Annotated in this window: 19 protein-coding genes; 10 read left to right on the forward strand and 9 right to left on the reverse strand. The window is 44.3% G+C overall.

What is annotated here, in order from left to right:
- Window positions 1–54: 54 nt before the first annotated feature.
- Complete coding sequence (locus tag ACVBDU_RS05925) at window positions 55–1,083, reverse strand: RluA family pseudouridine synthase (protein WP_447178840.1); 1,029 nt, start codon at window positions 1,081–1,083, stop codon at window positions 55–57.
- Window positions 1,070–1,699, reverse strand: coding sequence for a PASTA domain-containing protein (locus ACVBDU_RS05930; RefSeq protein ID WP_447178841.1), 630 nt, complete (start codon window positions 1,697–1,699; stop codon window positions 1,070–1,072). Before ACVBDU_RS05930 ends, ACVBDU_RS05925 begins: the two co-directional genes overlap by 14 nt.
- 241 nt (window positions 1,700–1,940) lie before the next feature.
- Here ACVBDU_RS05930 and ACVBDU_RS05935 point away from each other — a divergent pair, with 241 nt between their 5' ends.
- Together ACVBDU_RS05935 and coaD are read left to right on the forward strand one after the other, a co-directional pair.
- Window positions 1,941–2,918, forward strand: a complete 978-nt coding sequence (locus ACVBDU_RS05935; RefSeq protein ID WP_447178842.1) for a D-alanine--D-alanine ligase — start codon at window positions 1,941–1,943, stop codon at window positions 2,916–2,918.
- 45 nt (window positions 2,919–2,963) lie between these two features.
- Window positions 2,964–3,422, forward strand: coding sequence for a pantetheine-phosphate adenylyltransferase (gene coaD, locus ACVBDU_RS05940; RefSeq protein ID WP_447178843.1), 459 nt, complete (start codon window positions 2,964–2,966; stop codon window positions 3,420–3,422).
- Window positions 3,423–3,804: 382 nt separating this feature from the next.
- Here the strand turns inward: coaD and ACVBDU_RS05945 are convergent, their stop codons facing one another.
- The 5 genes from ACVBDU_RS05945 to ACVBDU_RS05965 form a co-directional block, all read right to left on the reverse strand.
- Window positions 3,805–5,061: a transposase gene (locus ACVBDU_RS05945; protein WP_514372379.1), complete on the reverse strand. Its 1,257-nt coding sequence runs from the start codon at window positions 5,059–5,061 to the stop codon at window positions 3,805–3,807.
- Window positions 5,062–5,363: 302 nt separating this feature from the next.
- On the reverse strand, window positions 5,364–6,164 hold the full coding sequence (locus ACVBDU_RS05950; protein WP_447178845.1) for a TIGR00266 family protein: 801 nt from the start codon (window positions 6,162–6,164) through the stop codon (window positions 5,364–5,366).
- Window positions 6,165–6,232: 68 nt separating this feature from the next.
- A complete protein-coding gene (locus ACVBDU_RS05955; RefSeq protein WP_447178846.1) occupies window positions 6,233–7,285 on the reverse strand; it encodes a bifunctional transcriptional activator/DNA repair enzyme AdaA in 1,053 nt (350 codons plus the stop codon).
- Entirely contained in the window at window positions 7,266–8,054 is a 789-nt protein-coding gene (locus tag ACVBDU_RS05960; protein ID WP_447178847.1) for an isocitrate lyase/PEP mutase family protein, read from the reverse strand. The genes ACVBDU_RS05955 and ACVBDU_RS05960 overlap by 20 nt, the downstream gene beginning before the upstream one ends.
- A gap of 81 nt (window positions 8,055–8,135) precedes the next feature.
- Complete coding sequence (locus ACVBDU_RS05965) at window positions 8,136–9,098, reverse strand: mechanosensitive ion channel family protein (RefSeq protein WP_447178848.1); 963 nt, start codon at window positions 9,096–9,098, stop codon at window positions 8,136–8,138.
- A gap of 149 nt (window positions 9,099–9,247) precedes the next feature.
- Between ACVBDU_RS05965 and ACVBDU_RS05970 the strand changes: the two genes are divergently transcribed.
- The 3 genes from ACVBDU_RS05970 (at window position 9,248) to ACVBDU_RS05980 (ending at window position 11,940) form a co-directional block, all read left to right on the forward strand.
- Entirely contained in the window at window positions 9,248–10,405 is a 1,158-nt protein-coding gene (locus ACVBDU_RS05970; RefSeq protein ID WP_447178849.1) for an amidohydrolase, read from the forward strand.
- A gap of 1 nt (window position 10,406) precedes the next feature.
- A complete protein-coding gene (gene alr / locus ACVBDU_RS05975; protein WP_447178850.1) occupies window positions 10,407–11,558 on the forward strand; it encodes an alanine racemase in 1,152 nt (383 codons plus the stop codon).
- A gap of 61 nt (window positions 11,559–11,619) precedes the next feature.
- On the forward strand, window positions 11,620–11,940 hold the full coding sequence (locus ACVBDU_RS05980) for an Mpo1-like protein (protein ID WP_447178851.1): 321 nt from the start codon (window positions 11,620–11,622) through the stop codon (window positions 11,938–11,940).
- 105 nt (window positions 11,941–12,045) lie between these two features.
- Here the strand turns inward: ACVBDU_RS05980 and ACVBDU_RS05985 are convergent, their stop codons facing one another.
- Window positions 12,046–12,498 carry a DUF4442 domain-containing protein gene (locus tag ACVBDU_RS05985; protein WP_447178852.1) on the reverse strand — a complete coding sequence of 151 codons (453 nt, stop codon included), beginning with the start codon at window positions 12,496–12,498 and terminating at the stop codon, window positions 12,046–12,048.
- 242 nt (window positions 12,499–12,740) lie between these two features.
- On the opposite strand from ACVBDU_RS05985, the gene ACVBDU_RS05990 reads away from it, so the two are divergent.
- The 5 genes from ACVBDU_RS05990 to ACVBDU_RS06010 all read left to right on the forward strand — a co-directional run bounded on the left by ACVBDU_RS05990 (window position 12,741) and on the right by ACVBDU_RS06010 (window position 16,802).
- Window positions 12,741–12,902 (forward strand): integrase core domain-containing protein, encoded by a 162-nt coding sequence (locus ACVBDU_RS05990; protein ID WP_447178898.1) that lies wholly within the window; start codon window positions 12,741–12,743, stop codon window positions 12,900–12,902.
- A 393-nt stretch (window positions 12,903–13,295) separates the two neighbouring features.
- Window positions 13,296–13,766, forward strand: coding sequence for a DUF4870 domain-containing protein (locus ACVBDU_RS05995; protein WP_447178853.1), 471 nt, complete (start codon window positions 13,296–13,298; stop codon window positions 13,764–13,766).
- A 66-nt stretch (window positions 13,767–13,832) separates the two neighbouring features.
- Window positions 13,833–14,177 carry a PadR family transcriptional regulator gene (locus ACVBDU_RS06000; protein ID WP_447175715.1) on the forward strand — a complete coding sequence of 115 codons (345 nt, stop codon included), beginning with the start codon at window positions 13,833–13,835 and terminating at the stop codon, window positions 14,175–14,177.
- Complete coding sequence (locus ACVBDU_RS06005; RefSeq protein WP_447178854.1) at window positions 14,170–15,939, forward strand: PspC domain-containing protein; 1,770 nt, start codon at window positions 14,170–14,172, stop codon at window positions 15,937–15,939. The genes ACVBDU_RS06000 and ACVBDU_RS06005 overlap by 8 nt, the downstream gene beginning before the upstream one ends.
- A gap of 134 nt (window positions 15,940–16,073) precedes the next feature.
- Window positions 16,074–16,802: a head GIN domain-containing protein gene (locus ACVBDU_RS06010; RefSeq protein WP_447178855.1), complete on the forward strand. Its 729-nt coding sequence runs from the start codon at window positions 16,074–16,076 to the stop codon at window positions 16,800–16,802.
- A gap of 81 nt (window positions 16,803–16,883) precedes the next feature.
- Here the strand turns inward: ACVBDU_RS06010 and lnt are convergent, their stop codons facing one another.
- Window positions 16,884–18,476 carry an apolipoprotein N-acyltransferase gene (gene lnt / locus ACVBDU_RS06015; RefSeq protein WP_447178856.1) on the reverse strand — a complete coding sequence of 531 codons (1,593 nt, stop codon included), beginning with the start codon at window positions 18,474–18,476 and terminating at the stop codon, window positions 16,884–16,886.
- Between the last annotated feature and the right edge of the window lie 172 nt (window positions 18,477–18,648).

Consider the following 18,648-nt stretch of genomic DNA (forward strand, 5'->3'; position numbering starts at 1 on the left):
GTTCATGTAAAAGTAGGAAAACGCTAACAAACTTTGAAACTAAAATTGTAAAAATCACAATTCCGCATGCCGGGCATAATTTCTCCATTTCTCTACGCACGTGGTTATATCTTCCGGCAAAGGGGAATCGAAACTCATGAACTTTCCGGTAACCGGGTGTTCAAAGCCCAGGGTTCTGGCATGTAAAGCCTGCCGTGGCAATGTTTTAAAACAGTTATCCACAAACTGTTTGTATTTGGTAAAGGTGGTCCCTTTGAGTATTTTTTCCCCGCCGTAACGTTCGTCATTAAAGAGCGTATGCCCTATGTGCTTCATATGCACCCTTATCTGGTGCGTACGCCCGGTTTCGAGCTTACAGGACACCAGGGTTACATAACCGAGTCGTTCTATGACTTTGTAATGGGTTACGGCTTCTTTACCGTGCGAACCGTCTTCAAAAACTGCCATCTGCAAACGGTTTTTAGGGTGCCGTCCTATATGTCCTACCACCGTGCCTTCGTCTTCTTCTATATTACCCCACACCAGGGCTGTGTACTCCCTCTCACTGGTTTTGTCAAAAAATTGCCTGGCCAGGTGAGTCATGGCCTGTTCTGTTTTGGCAATAACCAGGAGTCCGCTGGTATCTTTATCTATACGATGTACCAGGCCCGGGCGTTCGTTACTGTTTTGGGGAAGGTTTTCAAAGTGATACACCAGGGCGTTGATAAGTGTTCCGCTATAGTTACCATGACCGGGGTGCACGACCATACCTGCCGGTTTATTGACCACCAGCAGTTCATCATCCTCATACACAATATCCAGCGGAATGTCTTCGGGGGTAAGCAGGTACTCGTATGGCGGATGTTCGAACAGTACTTTTACCTCATCTTCGGCCTTTACGCGATAGTTGGATTTAACGGCTGTTCCGTTAACCCATATATTGCCATTCTTAGCCGCCTGCTGTATTTTATTGCGGGTGGCATTTTCTATGAAATTCATCAGGAATTTATCTACCCGAAGCGGTTCCTGTCCTTTGCCTGCCTTAAAATTGTAGTGTTCGTATAATTCGTCGTCCTGCTCTTCAATATCGTTATGCTCCGCCATCACCTTCGTTATTTATTTCCTCCGTTTCCTCAGCCGCTTTTGCCGCTTCTTCTTTTTTCCGCTCTTCTTCTCCCCCGTTCCCGCATACGAGGTCTATTTTAGTTGTTTTGGGAAACTGTTCTCCGGGAGCAATCTTTTTCCCCTGGTATTGTATATAGTAAACCATGTCTTTACCTATCTCATCTATATACTCTACCCTTCCGACTTCCAGTCCCACGGCGCGAAGCATAGACTCGGCATTGCGCCGGGTAACCTGTATAATATTCGGTACGCTTACCTCCCGGTACCCGGAAGGATTTATCGTAAGGTATATTTTTCTGTTCCGCTTTACGGTATTACCCCCTGAAGGGTCCTGTTCTATAACGGAATACCTGGGATACCCCGGATTGAAGTTGGCCGAATCCAGCACTTCAAAACGGAGATCCGCATTCCCCAATGTCTCCTTGACCTCGTTCAGGGTTTTCTTGGAAAGATCCGGCACAGTGACAAACTCACCGTGATTGGTAGTGATCTTCAGCCATTGCAATGCAAGGAGAACCAATGCTACCAATACCACCACTGCTATTATAATCTGGGTCAGAAAAGTTTTGCTCCCCAGGAATCTAAAAATACTCATGTCCTTTATTTAGTTGACAAAGATATAAAAACTGATTGAAGTTAGGTGCCCGAAATACGCAGTCCAAACTACGGACGTATGGTGTGAAAGGCGCGGTAAAATCTTCCAACTCCTAACTTCACACTTCGAGCTTCATACTTCCAGCTTTCCGCCAAAATTTAATCCGAAAAGTTTTTTTATCTTTTGATTTATTAATGATACTTTTGATTAAACGAATTTACGGAACTCTTTCGTGTAGCCGATGAAAAAAAATATTGCTATTCTGATGGGAGGGTATTCCAGCGAATACCAGATCTCTCTAAAAAGCGGTAATGTAGTGTACCAGCACCTGGACCGCGAGGTTTATAATCTTTTCCGGATTCATATCTTCCGGGACAAATGGGTTTACGTAGACGATAATGAAACGGAATTCCCGGTAGACAAGCACGATTTCAGTATTTCGCCAAAGGGAGAAAAGATAAATTTTGACGGTGTTTTCATCGCCATACACGGTTCCCCCGGGGAGGATGGTTACATTCAGGCTTACCTGGACCTCCTGAACATTCCGCACACTTCCTGCGGATTTTACCAGGCCACCCTCACCTTTAACAAAAGGGATTGTCTCTCCGTACTGAAAGCTTATGGCATTCCGTGTGCAACTTCTTTTTATATCAATAAAGGAGATACTGTTAATACCGCTGATATTGTTACCAAAACAGGGCTTCCATGTTTTGTCAAGGCCAATAAAGCCGGGTCCAGCTTCGGAGTGTCCAAAGTGCATAAGGAAGAAGACCTCCTTCAGGCAATAGAATATTCTTTTAAGGAAGACGATGAAATCATTATAGAATCTTTTCTCGACGGGACGGAAGTCTCCGTAGGGGTTATTCAGTACCGGGGAGAAACCACAGTACTACCTATTACGGAAATCGTTTCGGAAAACGACTTTTTTGACTACAATGCCAAATATCTCGGGCAGTCCCAGGAAATAACCCCGGCACGACTATCCGGTGAAATGGCCGCAAAAGTGTCGGAAATAGCGAAGAAGGTTTACGAGATCCTGAAATTAAAGGGCTTCAGCCGCAGCGAGTACATTATTGTAAACGATATTCCGCACTTGCTGGAAATAAATACGATCCCCGGGCTTACCGCAGAAAGCATTTTGCCACAGCAGGCAGGCGTTGCGGGAATCTCCCTGGAAGAGCTTTTTAACAATGCTGTAGAAGAGGCTCTGAAAAAATAGTATATTTAACAAAAGGAAAACGACAACAACTCCCATCCGGAAACCATGAAACGAGCTATTTTCCCGGGGTCTTTTGATCCCATTACCTTAGGACATTACGATATTATAACCAGGGGACTCACCTTGTTTGACGAACTTGTCATTGCCATAGGCATCAATGCCGAAAAAAAGTATATGTTCTCTATTGAAGAAAGAACACGGTTCATAGCCGAAGCTTTCCGGGATATTCCTAATATTAAGGTAATGACATACGAAGGACTCACCGTGGATTTCTGCAAAAAAATAAACGCCCAGTTTATCCTGAGAGGATTACGCAATCCGGCAGATTTCGAATTTGAAAAAGCTATTGCACATACCAACCGGAAGTTATCGGAAATAGAAACCGTGTTTTTGCTCACTTCCTCCGGAAAATCGTATATCAGTTCCTCCATTGTACGGGATGTTATTCGTAATGGCGGTGATTATACCGGACTGGTACCGGACACCGTAAGGGTGAAGAAATAAACGGGTTAATGTGCCAATTTGATAATGTGATAATGTGATAATGAAGTCATTACCTGTCAGTAACTAAACTACCATCGCCTTGACATCCATAGGTTTTGACAAACGATAAAATTACCTTTTGGTTAATGGGTTATTGAGTTATTTAGGCAACACTCTTAAAATCAATAAAATAATAACCTAACCTATACTTTTTAGAAATTAAAGTATATAGGCGCTTTCAGAAGTAAGCTAATTTCCCAAAAAATAGACAACAAACTCTGGTGATTTTATATGGATCACCGGAGTTTTTTATTTTTTGAGGATACTTTAGGTGTTTTAGCCGGATTGTCGTACCAAAAAGACATAGGTATCCTGTAGTTTTCGCTCTTATTCTAAAAACATATCAGGCTGCTTGCTGATGGGGTTGCTTAGCCATACGCCTACCGATTTCCAGACAGTTAGCCGTGTGGATGCCGAAGAAGATCCACAGGATTTCTGTAGCCCTGGTTTTGGCTTTTATCTTTTTCAAGTAATAATGTTCCTTTTCTTTACCAAAACTGCCTTCCAGCCTGGAAGCCCGCTCTTTGGTAATTTGTCCCTTGAGTTGAGCTTGCTGTTTATGGTGTTTGCCTTTAGGCCCTTTGGGCTTAAAATCGGTCTTGATACCATGCTTAGTAACGAACCTGCGATTGGCATTGGTGGCGTAAATGGCATCGGCACCAAGAACCCTGAGCCTTTTTCGAGTGAGGCGTTGTGCTTTATACATGGAACTCTTCAGCCGGGTGCCTTCGTTAAAGTTATCAAAACTGATTAGTTCTATGAAGTTAATGCCGTCTATCTGTAGTTTGTTGACCTTGGCTCCAAACTCTACTTTCTTAATCTCCTTGCCTCTGACAATGGGACGCAGGTAGTCTTTGCCGATACTCACAATACGACCTTTAGGCTTTTCCCCGGTGGTGAACAGGTTTAATTGCTGCTGGTAGATCTTCCGGATAATGTTTATGGTCTTATAATAGCGTTTGGGTAGTTCGACGGCGTGCCTTTTGAGCAACTGCTTTTCAAAACTCAGGAACTTATCCAGCAATCGGAGTAATGCCCGGGTGAGCGAGCGACGTTTCTTTACCGTTTTCTTGCGCATCTTGCTGTAACCAATATAACGCTTCTTCCATTTGAGGTATTTGCTACGGGGCAACTTCACCTCCAGGGCCCGGCATAGCCGCCTGAGGGCTTTGTAAAGCCACTCCACAGCTTCCCAGAGCAGTTTCTGATTGGTGGGGTAACGTACTTCACTCTCATAGCAGGTGGCATCTACGACAGCTTTTTCAGCTTCGTCCATATAGGGCTTCCAATGATCATAAAACACCTTTTCCAACGTATCGATCTCCAATACCCTGGAGAATTCACAGCGGATTTGGCTCACGATCTTATAATTGGTAATGCGGCTAAGTCCCAGGTGGATGTCACAGAAAAACTGGTAATCGATATTGCTGTTAAGTTGTTCGATAAGTTTCCGATCCGAACAGCCCGCATGATGTTTTAAAACCATTAAAGCGATCCGCCCGCGGGGACTGAACATAAAACGAGGGCCTTTACCGCAAGGCTTCAAACCAAATTCCCTGACTAACTCATCCCAGGGGATAGCCTGGTAGATTTTCCCCAGATCACTCTCAAAAAAGCGTTCCCGATAGGCTGTTAATTGTTCCGTAGAAGATAATCCCGATAACTATCGGGACGAAAAAGTGTGCTGTAATTCCGAGATTCTTTGTAATTTCATCCGTATCCGTAAAAGAAAAACCCCGTTTTTTGGCACTTTGGCCAATTTTCGGGGTTTTGTTTCTCTAAATTACGGATTAATCCGCTGAATTACAAATGTTTATTTAATTCTGAAAGTGCCTATATAGTTTGAATTATTTTGAGACCAATCAAATTATCGAATTACCGAATTATCACATTATCACATTTTTAAAACCGGTTATCCCCACTGATAATATCTCCGAGACCACCGAGTACACTTCCTTCTCCTTTATCCTTTCCTCCTCCTTGTGGCGCTGCTGCCCATACCCTGCTGGCAAGCCGGCTGAACGGAAGCGATTGTATATATACCACTCCGGGACCACGTAACGTGGCAAAGAAAAGTCCTTCGCCTCCAAAGACAGTATTTTTTATTCCGCCTACAAATTCGATATTGTAATCGACATCTTTGGTAAAGCCTACGATACAACCCGTATCTACTTTTAAAACCTCACCGGGAGCAAGTTCCTTTCTAGCCATAGTTCCCCCGGCATGGACAAAGGCCATACCATCTCCTTCGAGCTTCTGCATAATGAAACCTTCGCCCCCAAAGAAACCTCTCCCCAGGCGCTTTGAAAATTCAATCCCGACACTCACCCCTTTTGCCGCACAGAGGAAAGCATCTTTCTGACAAATAAATTTACCACCGTAATTGGTAAGGTCTATGGGAACAATCTTTCCCGGATAGGGAGAAGCAAAACTTACCTTTTTCTTTCCGGTTTCCGCATTCAGGAAAACAGTCATAAAAAGACTCTCCCCGGTCAATAAGCGCTTTCCGGCAGAGAACAGTTTTCCTAGCACGCCCCTGTCCTGGTTAGAACCATCCCCGAAGATGGTGTCCATGCTGATACCGTTATCCATCATCATAAAGCTGCCTGCTTCGGCAACAACGGCTTCCTTCGGGTCCAGCTCTATTTCCACATATTGCATTTCCTCGCCGTAAATATGGTAATCAATTTCGTGTGCTGTCATTGGTTTTATTTCTAAGGTTAATACAATATAAGTATAAAGAAAAACAAAATTGTTACAGCTCCTGCCATTTATTTGCTTTGTTTTTCATGTTCCAGCAACCATTGTTTTCGGGGAATACCTCCCCCGTAACCGGTTAGCTGTCCGTCCGCCCCGATTATCCGGTGACAGGGGATAATAATGGATATGCGATTATAGCCGTTTGCCCTTGCCACCGCCCTGGTAGCAGTGGGCTGCCCTATAACCACAGCCTGTCGCCCGTAAGTACTGGTAGTTCCATAAGGTACTTCAATAAGCTTTTGCCATACTTTTTGCTGAAAATCCGTTCCGGGAGTTAGCAGGGGTATATCAAATTCTTTTCGCTCTCCCCTGAAATATTCACTTACCTGCTGCTCTGTAGCTTCCAGGTGGACATTACTGCCGGAAATAATAACTGCCCGCAACCGGCTGGACAGATCCCGGAACTCAAACTCCAGCATTCTGCGGTCTGTAAATTCCAAAAGACAAAGACCTTCATCCGTAGCACAGGCAAACATAGGCCCCAGCGGTGTGGTAAACCGGTGCATATAAATAACATTTCTTCCGGAAGCGTCTTCCGGGGAAACCCCGAAAATATTTTTAAATGCCGAACCAAAGCCGCTTAAGGATTCATAGCCCGAACCGAAAGCAGAATCCGTTACCCGGTTACCGTTTTTTAATTCGACAAACGCCGTGTTTACCCGGATCATCCTCTGGTATGCCTGGAAGGTAAGGCCGTGATGTTTCTTAAACCACCTGCGTATTTTTTCCGGGGTATATCCCATTTGCCGAATGTCTCCGTCCGAAATTTTCATTTCAGGATTTGCCGCGGTCATTCGCATCAGTTCTTTTACATCTTCAGGAGGTTCATCTACATTTTCCGTAGGACAACATACTTTACACGGGCGATAACCGTGCAGCAGGGCATCTTTGGCAGAAGTACAGAAAAATACGATTTCTTGTTTAGGCTTCCTGGCACGACAGGTAGAAATACAAAATATCCTCGTGGTCTTTACACACACATAAAAGGTTCCCAGATAGCTACTATCCCTTTCTATAAGGGCTTTGTAAAACCGTTCTATTTTATCATTCTCTGTTACCAGCATTTTCGAATATGTTTTTAAACGAACCATCCGTCCGTATTTTGTCTGCCTGATGTTTAAATATATCCATTAAACGGGAATGCACAAAATCCCCCATGCTTATCCGCCTGACCCCCAATCCGGCCAACAGGTCAAAAGGAAGTAAACCGGGCATACACATAACATTCACCGGGAGAGCGGTAGCGGATACAATACGCCGTATATCTTCTTCCTTAACGATACAGGGTACAAACACGCCGTCCGCTCCGGCCTCTTCGTATAGTTTTGTTCTTCTCACCGTTTTTTCCGGCGCGGAGGGGATTCTGAGGAGAAAAGTATCCGTTCTCGCATTGATAAACATATTCATATCTTTCCGGTCCAGGTATGCTTTTATTTCCCGGATATAATTGCTGAAATCTTCGGCGGAAAGCAATGTTCTCTCCTTTTCCACGCGGGAGTCCTCTATATTTATCCCTACAACTCCCAGTGCGTAGAGTTTTTCCAGGTTCCCGATGATTTCGGATATCTTCCTACCGTATCCTCCTTCCATATCGACGGATAACGGTACGCTGGTTTTTGCGGCGATCCGCTTTACCACAAATAACAATTCGTCAAAAGACAGGTTTTCCCCGTCTTCATATCCCAGCATATGAGAAATGGCAGCGCTCGATGTCCCGAGGGCTTTGAATCCCTGTTGTTCCATTATCACAGCACTTTTCACATCCCAGACATTGCCGAGAAGTAAAGGTTCGGGCTGATGATGCAACCCTAAAAATTTTTCGTATTTACTCATGATTTCCATTTTAAAGCAAAGGGACGAAATACGGTACCGGTCTGCAACCGAAAAATTGACAAGTATTTTTGTAGTATAATGTTAAGATGTTAGCGCTGTACCGGAATTCTGGCTTTCCGGTTTGTCATTCTCCACATACACCCTGGTCTTGGGAAGACTGTCCGGAAGTTCCCTTTGCAGAAAAAGCAGCAGGTGTTCGCGGACATACACCCGCAGGTCCCAGCCGTCCGAAGAATTCCGGGTACTCATCAGGGCACGTACCTCTACCCTGTTTTCCTTGGCATCGGTGACCTGAAGTACATTTACTTTACCGTCCCATAATCGCGAACTTTCCAGAAGCCGCGTAAGCTCTTCCCGGATCCGGTCAAAATCCACGGAATAATCGGTATAGATAAAGACCGTTCCCAGCAGTTCGGCACTTGTACGTGTCCAGTTCTGAAAAGGATGTTCAATAAAATAGGTGGACGGCACCACCAGTCTTCGCAGGTCCCATATTTTTATGACCACATAAGTAAGGGTAATTTCTTCGATACGGCCCCATTCGCCTTCTACGACAACTACATCGTCCACACGTATGGGCTGGGTAAAGGCTATTTGCAGACCGGCAAGCATGGAACCGAAAACTTTCTGTGCCGCAAGCCCGAGTATGATACCTGCTACCCCGGCCGATGCAAAAATGCTGATACCTATCTTTCGGATATTTTCAAAAGACATAAGCACCAGGGCAATGGCTACGAGAATAATAATAAACACAATAATCCTTTCGATAATGGTATACTGTGTATAGAGTTTACGGGAATGCAGGTTATCTGCAACAGTTATGTCCGTATGTCGCAGAAATATCTTTTTAGCAATACCTGTAGCCACTATCGCCGCCCAGGCAAAACTCGCAATGAGCAGAATAGCTCCCGCTTTTTCCATGATCCTCCCTATTTCCGGACTCATGTCGTAAAATGTAGTTTTCAGTATGGAAATGGTGAGGAAAGCGATAAAGACCAGGATGGGCAATGCGAATTGTTTGAGATTTTTCAGGGATATTTTCATAGCAAAAGTATTTGTTTGCCAATAAAATACGGAAAAAATACGGAAAACCGACTTTTCTGCCCGATCCTTGTTCCGTTCTATCTTAATTTATTATTTTAGTAGGACAGATATCCGTTACAACCCAGGTTTTCCCTGAAAAAATATCCTTTATGAAGACCGAAATCCAGATAGATATGGAAAAACTTACCCGGCTCCGGAAATATCTGCACCGCCATCCGGAAGTATCGGGAAAGGAGCATGAAACGGCAAAAACAATCCTGTCTTTCCTCCGTGAACACGCTCCGGACCAGATTGTAGAGCAATTGGGCGGAACCGGGATAGCCGCTATTTACGAAGGACCAAAAAAGGGAAAGACCATACTCATCCGCTGCGAACTGGATGCTTTGCCAATCCCTGAAGTCAATACATTTTCTCATCGTTCGGAAAGTCCGGGTGTTTCCCACAAATGCGGCCACGACGGCCATATGGCTATGGTTGCCGGATTGGCCACACTCATGCACCACCATCGCCCGGAAAAGGGAAAGGTCGTCCTGCTGTTCCAGCCTTCGGAAGAGGATGGTAACGGAGCAAAGAACGTTCTTGCCGACAACAGGTTTAAAGATATGAATCCGGATTACGTTTTTGCCCTGCACAACCTTCCTTCGTTTCCTGAGGGACAGATCGTTATTAAAGAAGGAGTGTTTACTCCGGCTGTTCATAGCATAATTATTGCACTGGAGGGAAAAACGGCCCATGCAGGCGAGCCGGAAAGAGGTATTAATCCCGCTTACGCTATTGCCGATATCATCGATAAATTCCAGGCCCTGGTACAGCCGGATATAGCTTCGGACGACTTCTGCCAGGTAACGCCCATACACCTCCGGATGGGTAAAAAAGCCTATGGTATTTCCGCCGGAGAGGGTGAAGTCCATTTTACCATTCGTTGTAAAGACAACAACCGGATGGAAAACACGGCCAAAAACGCCGAAAAGATCGCAAGGGATACGGCACAACAATACGGGCTGAAAGAAGATATTTCCTGGACCCAGGAGTTTTTCGCAAATGAAAATCATCCGAAAGCAACGCAATGGATACGTGAAGTGGTCAAAGAACAGGGGTTCGATCTGTATGAAAAAGAGACTCCTTTCGGGTGGGGCGAAGACTTCGGTTTGTTTACCAAAAAATATCCGGGGGCATTGTTCGGATTGGGAGCGGGAGAAAGCACCCCTGCCCTGCACAATCCGGATTACGATTTTCCGGACGGGATAATTCCCATAGGGGTGCAAATGTTTTACGAAATAATTCAAAAAGTAACTTCCGACAAATAATATGCACACCAATTCTACTATAGAACTAAGCCTTTCCGCACTGAAAAAAAACCTGCATTTCCTGAAAAGGACTTTCGGCCGGGATGTTAAGATCTCTTCTGTGGTCAAAGGTAATGCCTATGGCCATGGTATAAAGGAATTTGTTCATATGGCATCTCTCTGCGGTATAGACCACTTCTCCGTTTTCGATTCCAACGAAGCCAGAAAGGTAAAGGAGGTCACGAAAAAAACCACGGAGGTGATGATCATGGGCTTTATGGAAGACGATGCCATATCCTGGGCCGTCGCCAATGACGTTTCCTTTTTTGTCTTTGAAAAGGGCCGGCTGCAAAAAGCCGTCAGGGCAGCAAAGAAATTGAACAAAAAAGCGGGGATACATATCGAAGTGGAGACCGGCATGAACCGTACCGGTTTCGATATACGGGAAATACCCGGACTCATACGGTTGTTACAAAACGAAAAGGAACACCTTAATTTTAAAGGGCTCTGCACACATTACGCCGGGGCGGAAAGTGTGGCCAATTATTACCGGGTTACGGAACAGATAAAAGTTTATAAAAAAGTACACAGCCTGTTCGGCAAGGAAGGACTTACCCCGGAAATGCGGCATACTGCATGCTCCGCCGCCGCAATGGTATACCCGGAAACCCGTATGGATATGGTACGTATAGGTATTATGCAATACGGATTATGGCCCAGCCCGGAGACCTTTGTCAGCTTTCTGAACAAGCGAAAGATTAAAACCGATCCCCTGCACAGGGTCATTTCCTGGAAAAGTGAGGTCATGAGCATTAAAAAGGTCAAAACCGGGGATTTTATAGGATACGGCACCTCGTTCATGGCCCGGCAAAAAATGAAGATCGCTGTAGTACCCGTAGGGTATTCCCACGGCTACAGCCGTTCTCTCAGCAACCAGGGACGGGTGCTGATACACGGTCGAAGATGTATGGTAATTGGTACTGTGGGCATGAACATGATGATCGTGGACGTTTCCGAAATTACCAACCTCAAAAAAAAAGATGAAGTAATGATGATCGGTCCCCAGGGCCAGGACGATATGTCCATAGCATCGTTCAGCGAATATAGTGACCAGCTCAACTACGAACTTCTGGCCAGGCTTTCCAAAGGCATCCCGAGAAAAATAACAGACTGATTACATATAACTTATCATTTTTTTTCGTACCTTTTATAGCTGTTTTCAAGTTGTTTTTGCCATGGAAGAAAGGATAAAATCATTCCCGGAATTTTACAGGTTCTACCTTACGGAACACCGGAATAAAACCAGTCGTATTCTCCATTTTACCGGTACGTTCCTGGTTTTTGTCCTGGTTGTTGTTTTTATTGCGACCGGTGGTAGCTGGCAATGGCTTTTTGTTCCGGTTGTGGGTTATGGATTTGCGTGGATCGGGCATGCTTTTTTTGAAAAGAATAAGCCTGCGACCTTCAAATATCCGCTCTGGAGCCTTATATCCGATTTCAAACTCTTCTTCGAAATACTCGGTGGAAAGCGTTCTTTTGACAGTAACAGGGACTGATCTTGCCCGGTTGCTTCGATACATTTTCCTTCGGAAAACATATAATCGCAAATCCGACAGCATCCATCAACGTCCAAACTCCATGATCTGACGGTCCTTCTAAAACTACTTCACCTTCACCGTCCATTCAAAATTAAATGTGGAAACCACATCCCCTTTTTCATCGGTACCTACCGATTGCATCCAGAAGGTCTGCCCTTCTCCTGTTTCGACGGTGTTATGAAGAGCTTCTTCAATTAGCTGGCCATCCTTGCAGGTAAAGGTGATCCTCCCTTTTGCCTTTTTGGAGAAATTGGCATTGTTATTGGCCACCAGCATGGATATTTTTTTCCCGCTTGCCTGTATTTTGGTCATCACCATGGCCCCGGTAGACAATTCCGCCGCCATACCCTGAACGGCCCAGAACATGGAATTAAAAGGGTTCTGGTTTATCCAGCGATGACGCACGGTTACCACACAGCTCTTTTCATCCATATGCCGTACACGAACCCCACAGAACCAGGCTGAAGGTAATTTGAACATGGTAAACGTATTCAACTTTCGAGGGCTAATTTCCATACATCTGCTTTTTATGTTACAAGGTATTGAAAATATTGTTACGGGGATATCCCCCGGATAATTATATCAGGGCAAACGTATTAAAAAAACTATAATTGCAACGTTTAAAATTCCAGGTTACAAGCTGCAGGTTGCAAGTTTGGGGACATATCTTTGAGTTGTCAGTTACCGGTTTGCCGGTATTTATTTCACCTCTAATAAACTGTAACCTGCCGTTCCTGCCTATCCGGTAGGCAGGTATCCTGAGTTTAAACCAAGCCCAACGCCTGGTTGGCCAAGTGGTGTATAAATACAATACACTGCGGCCACATGGTTCATTAAAAAATATGAAACCAGAAGAATATGAAACCTTTCTTTTGGGGCTAGCCCCAAAAGAAAAACCAATAGTAACGATTAATTATTAACCAGAAAAAAGGCAACCATATTCAGGCATGCCCAATGCCCAAACTTGCAACCTGCAACCTGTAACCTGTAACAAAGAAATAATACCTCCAACTCCATCCCGATATTATCGGGACTCCTCTACCCCGAACCGTAACACGGTTACCGCTTACAGATTACCGCTGCTATCCTATATAATGCGTTTGCCCGGATAATTATATTACCGGCCATAACCTGGTGACCCCTCTGTTCACAAGACCTTAAGTCTCTTCAAACTACATCCGAGGACACATAAAAACCCACAAATTAGCTGGTTATAACTTCATTACAAATGTTAATATTATGTTAATTTACAGTACTATGTTTTGCATAATACCTTTTTTTAGATATATATTTGCATAAGAAAATAATAGGTTATGGAATCGACTATCTCTCAAAATCATAAAAACGTAGCGGCAATTATACATGCTTCTACCTTTTCCAAGTACTTTATACCATTCGGAAATTTCCTGCTGCCGCTGGTACTGTGGATGTCCAACAAAAAGACATCCCCGTTTGTAGAACATCACGGAAAGCAGGCCGTTAATTTTCAGGTAAGCATATTGCTCTACAGTATTATTCTGGGCATAGCGGTATTACCCCTGGCATTTTTCACTATATGGGATTTTATCGGTTTCAATTCCTTTACGGAATTTAATCACATCAATATAGAAACCGGTTTTCGGCATATTTTTAACCATAGCGAGCATTTTATACTTTGGGGAGTGTATGGCTTACTGAGCCTGTGTCTCTTCCTGCTCAATGTAATATGCACCATCATCGCCGCCATGCGGGCACACGAGGGTATAGCATACCGGTATCCGTTAACCATAAATTTCATTAAATAAGTCCATCATTCATCATCATCATACATCATCAAAAAACGAACAGTTAATTAAAGCATTTATGAACTCATGAATATCGAAAACACAAAAGCGCAGATGCGGAAGGGAGTTCTGGAATACTGTATCCTGTCCATCCTCAGGGACCGGGACAAGTATGCCTCCGAAATACTGGAAACTCTCAAAGACGCAAAGATGCTTGTGGTAGAGGGAACGATATACCCCCTACTCACAAGACTTAAAAATGCAGGGTTGCTGAATTACCGCTGGGAGGAATCCACTTCCGGACCACCGCGTAAATACTATGCCCTGACCGACAAAGGAAAATTGTTTTTAAACGAACTCTCTTCCACCTGGGAAGAACTACACAACGCAGTAACCATCGTAACAAGCCAAAAAACCTCAGACAATGAATAAGACGACAAATATAAACCTGGGCGGACTTTTCTTCCATATTGACGAGGATGCCTATATAAAACTCCGGGATTACCTGGATGCTATAAAGCGTTCCTTTACCGACTCGCAGGGCCGTGACGAGATCATTGCCGACATCGAGGCGCGTATAGCGGAACTCTTCTCGGAAAAAATACAGAATGAAAGACAGGTTGTAGGCATGGCCGAAGTGGAAGAAGTTATCACCATTATGGGACAACCGGAAGATTATCTTGTAGATGATGAGATCTTTGAAGATCAGTCAGACCAGGAAGCTTCTTCCTCATCTTCTTCCTCTGCTTCGCAAAGTCATAAAAGGACAAACAAAAAACTTTTCCGTGACCCGGACGATAAATACATCGGAGGGGTTTCTTCCGGACTGGGACACTATCTCGGGGTGGATGCCATATGGATACGCCTCTTATGGATATTGCTGGTGGTAGCGGGAGTAGGCTCCGGTATAATCATCTATGTTCTCCTTTGGATTCTTGTGCCCGAGGCTTCCACCACTTCACAGAAACTGGCCATGAAAGGCGAGCCGGTAAACATCAGCAACATCGAGAAAAAGGTACGGGAAGGCTTTGACGAAGTTTCCGAAAAAGTAAAGAACGTAGATTATAAGAAAATGGGCAATAAGGTAAAGTCCAGTTCCAGGACTTTCTTTGACTTCCTGGGAGATGTTATGACGATACTTGTCAATGTGTTTGCCAAGTTTATAGGCATCATTCTCATCCTATGTGCCGCTACCACCTTAATTGGGCTGTTTATCGGGTTGTTTACCGTTGGCTCCGTAGGTTTTATCGAAGGGCCGTGGACACATTATATCGAAGTATTAAACACTACCGGAATCCCTGTCTGGCTGGCATCGCTGCTTACTTTCTTTGCTATCGGGATACCCTTTTTCTTCCTGTTCCTTCTCGGGTTGAAAATACTGGTAAACAACCTGAAATCCATAGGAAACACTGCAAAATATGTTTTGCTCGCCCTCTGGCTAATTTCCATGATCGGTCTCACGATAATGGGGATCAAACAGGCTACGGAAAAGGCATTTACCGCCAGTTCCACGGAAACCAGGCAACTTTCCTCTCCCATGTCCGACACGCTTTGGATAGAAGCGGAAAGTTACGACTCCTGGGATGACAGGTATTATAACGATCGCTTTGATATTGTAATTAACAACGGTAATAAAAAACTGTACCTGGAAGATGTCAGGATCAATTTCTCCACTTCCGAAGATTCCCTTGGACGAGTAAAGATACACAAGAGTGCGGAGAGCAGCAGTTATGAGAAAGCCAGGCAAAAGGCAGCGGAAATAGAATACGACTTTTCCCTGAAAAACAACACACTCTACTTCCCGGATTACCTGCTTACGGATTACGCAAACAAGTACAGGGAACAGGAAGTGGAAATTACCCTGTCCTTACCCGAAGGCACCGTTATTTATCCGGCTCCCTCTCTGCGCAGAAAACTGGGTCACAGGAATGCCAACAACATGGGATATTCCAGCTACGATCTTCCGGAACATTACTGGAAAATAGGAAAACAAGAACTTCTCTGCCTTGACTGCGAAGAGAAAGAAGTACAGGACGAAGAAAAAACAGACTTCGATAAAGACGAAAGAATCCGGATAGATTCCAACGGGATCGATATTGATATCAAAGATGAAAACGGCGATAATTTCGAAATGAAGATAGACAAAGGTGGTATCCGCATTAAGGCCGGAAATAAAAAAGATACCACAGTATAACAGTTCATCAACAAAAAAACACAACTCAGAAACAAAATTTATACGGACCATGAATAATATTACAATTTTGTAACCGAAATAACAGCGAGAAATCATCCATTAATAATCATCTATCAACCAAAAAAACGAATATTATGACCACAATCGTCAAATTTCTGATCGCAGCAGCTCTCTCCTTTTTACTATCCTCCTGCCAGTTCGGTAGTATTATGGGAGTATCCGGAAACGGTAATGTACAAACCGAAAAAAGAACATCCTCCGTTTCCGGGGGGTTTACCTCTGTAAAAGCAAGTAACGGCCTGGATGTTTATATCCGGCAGGACAAGTCCCACAGCATAACCGTCGAAGCCGATGAAAATTTGCTGGACATTATCCACACCGAGGTACGAGGTGACAAACTACATATATATACAGATAAGAACATAGGTACATCCAAATCCAAAAAGGTATATGTAAGTGCTCCCGAAATCGAGGCCATTGCCTCATCCAGCGGCGCCGATATATTCGTGGAAGACCTGTTGCAGGCAAACAAACTGGAACTGAAATCTTCGAGCGGAAGCGCCATCCGCCTGGAAACGGAAGCAGATTATATTTCCTGCGATACCAGCAGTGGTTCAGGCATCCGTATTAAAGGCCGTGCCAACTCCATGCATGCCAGGGCAAGCAGCGGAAGTTCTATTAAAGCCGGTGAGCTGGAAGTCGCAAAATGTGATGCCAAAGCGAGCAGCGGCGGGGATATATACCTGCATGTGACCAAAGACCTCGTAGCCAGCGCCAGCAGCGGCGGGGACATTCGTTATTCCGGCAACCCACAATCTGTTTCTACCGGAAAATCAGTATCCGGAAGTGTCAGGAAAAATTGAAGGAAAACGTTACGATTTTAGATTTACGAGGTCCGATTCCGGAATATTTTCTTTGTAAATCTATAATCGAAATTCGTATTGTTAAATTGCTTTTGTTTTCTTCTTACCAAGGGCATAAAGTATCAGCAAAACAGAAACCATTACGGAAAGCCTGGCTATATAATCGCCATACTTTACATAAAAAGTAATTTCATCGTTAAGGGTCACTTCATCTCGGAGTGCCCCTTTCGTTTCATAAGGCAGGATTTGCAATACTTCTCCCCTGGGGTTTATAAAAGCGGAAATTCCCGTATTGGCACTCCGCGCCACACTTCTCCGGGTTTCTATGGCACGTAATCGCGCGTAACTGAGGTGCTGTTTATGTCCCTGTGAATTACTCCACCAGCCATCGTTGGTAATGATCGCCAGAAAATCTGCTCCTTTGTTTACATAACCCGTAACGAATTCGCCGTAAATGGATTCATAGCAGATAATGGGTGCGGCCGTTCCGTTTTCCGAAGTAAATACCGAACGTTCCTTCTGTACTCCCCTCGAAGCTACGGTACCCCCCAGATCGATCATTATATTCCCCAAAAGGGGCTCCAGGATATTTTTAAAAGGGAGGTTCTCCACGCCTACGACCAGTTTTGACTTGATATAGAACTGAAGGCTATCCGTATTATCAATTTGTACAGCGGCATTATAGGCATCAAACCATCCGCCCCCTTTTATCCTGCTTGCCGTTGGTGTCGGTCTTTCACTCTCCCCGTAACGACGATAAAAATCCGCTCCGGTGATAATATGCAACCGGGGGTACCGCATGGACATCTGCTGTAATATGGCTTTACCGCGGGATCGCTTAAACCCATCTATATTTACTCCTTCCGAAAGTGTTGTTTCCGGAGCTATAAGATAATCGGTCTTTTTATCCACAAACCCTTTTGCCAGTTCCGTCAGGTTCCCGGCTACCACTTCATTCCGTATTCCGTATTTCTCGCTATACGGGTCTACATTGGGCTGTAAAACCACTATATCCGCTTTTTTCTCCGGAATCTCATAATTACCGTAAATAAATAGGGAAATAACAACCGGAATAGCAATTACCAGTACATTTTTAGCAATACCCCGCCCCAGGAGTTTTCGATCTTTTCTCTGCATAAAATGCGCTGCCGTTTTGAACACACCTATATTTACGATCCATATCCACAGGCTACCCCCGAAAGTCCCGGTGTATTCATACCACTGTATCCAGGTTGGATATTCGGAAAAACCGTTACCGAGATTGAGCCAGGGCCAGGAGAAATCCCAGTTGAGATGAAACTTTTCAAAAGCCATCCACATTGCCGGAAGAAACACCAGGTGAATCTTTGGCGGCAGTTTCCGCGCTACCAGGTGGAATATCCAGAATACGACGGTCATCAGCAGGGAATTGACCAGGATGGCAAAAGTCATTCCGAAACCTGTAGAATACCATATCCACCAGGTCGTTATGGCATTCCATACCACAAAGGTCAGATAGGCATGACCAAATACTTTCAGCCCTTTTCTCCGGACATCGGAAGTACGGATATTTTTTTCCGCCAGTAATAACGGCACAAAGGCTACGAACAGCAGTACGGGAATACCGTTCACAGGCCACCCGGCTGCCAGTAACAGGCCAGAAGACAAGGCCAGAAGAAAATTATTTTTTGTCATCTTTACTGTATTTCCGGTCCGGTACGAACCTTTTGCTATTCCACGGGCAAGTTACCAAAGTTTAACGAAATCCGTATGAAATAATACTAATTACTTATATTGAATTTATACCAGGTACACTTAACTTGTATTAAATCATACCAATATTTATACTAAGCTATTACTAAACTTG

It is taken from the genome of Sinomicrobium endophyticum (genome assembly GCF_052983315.1).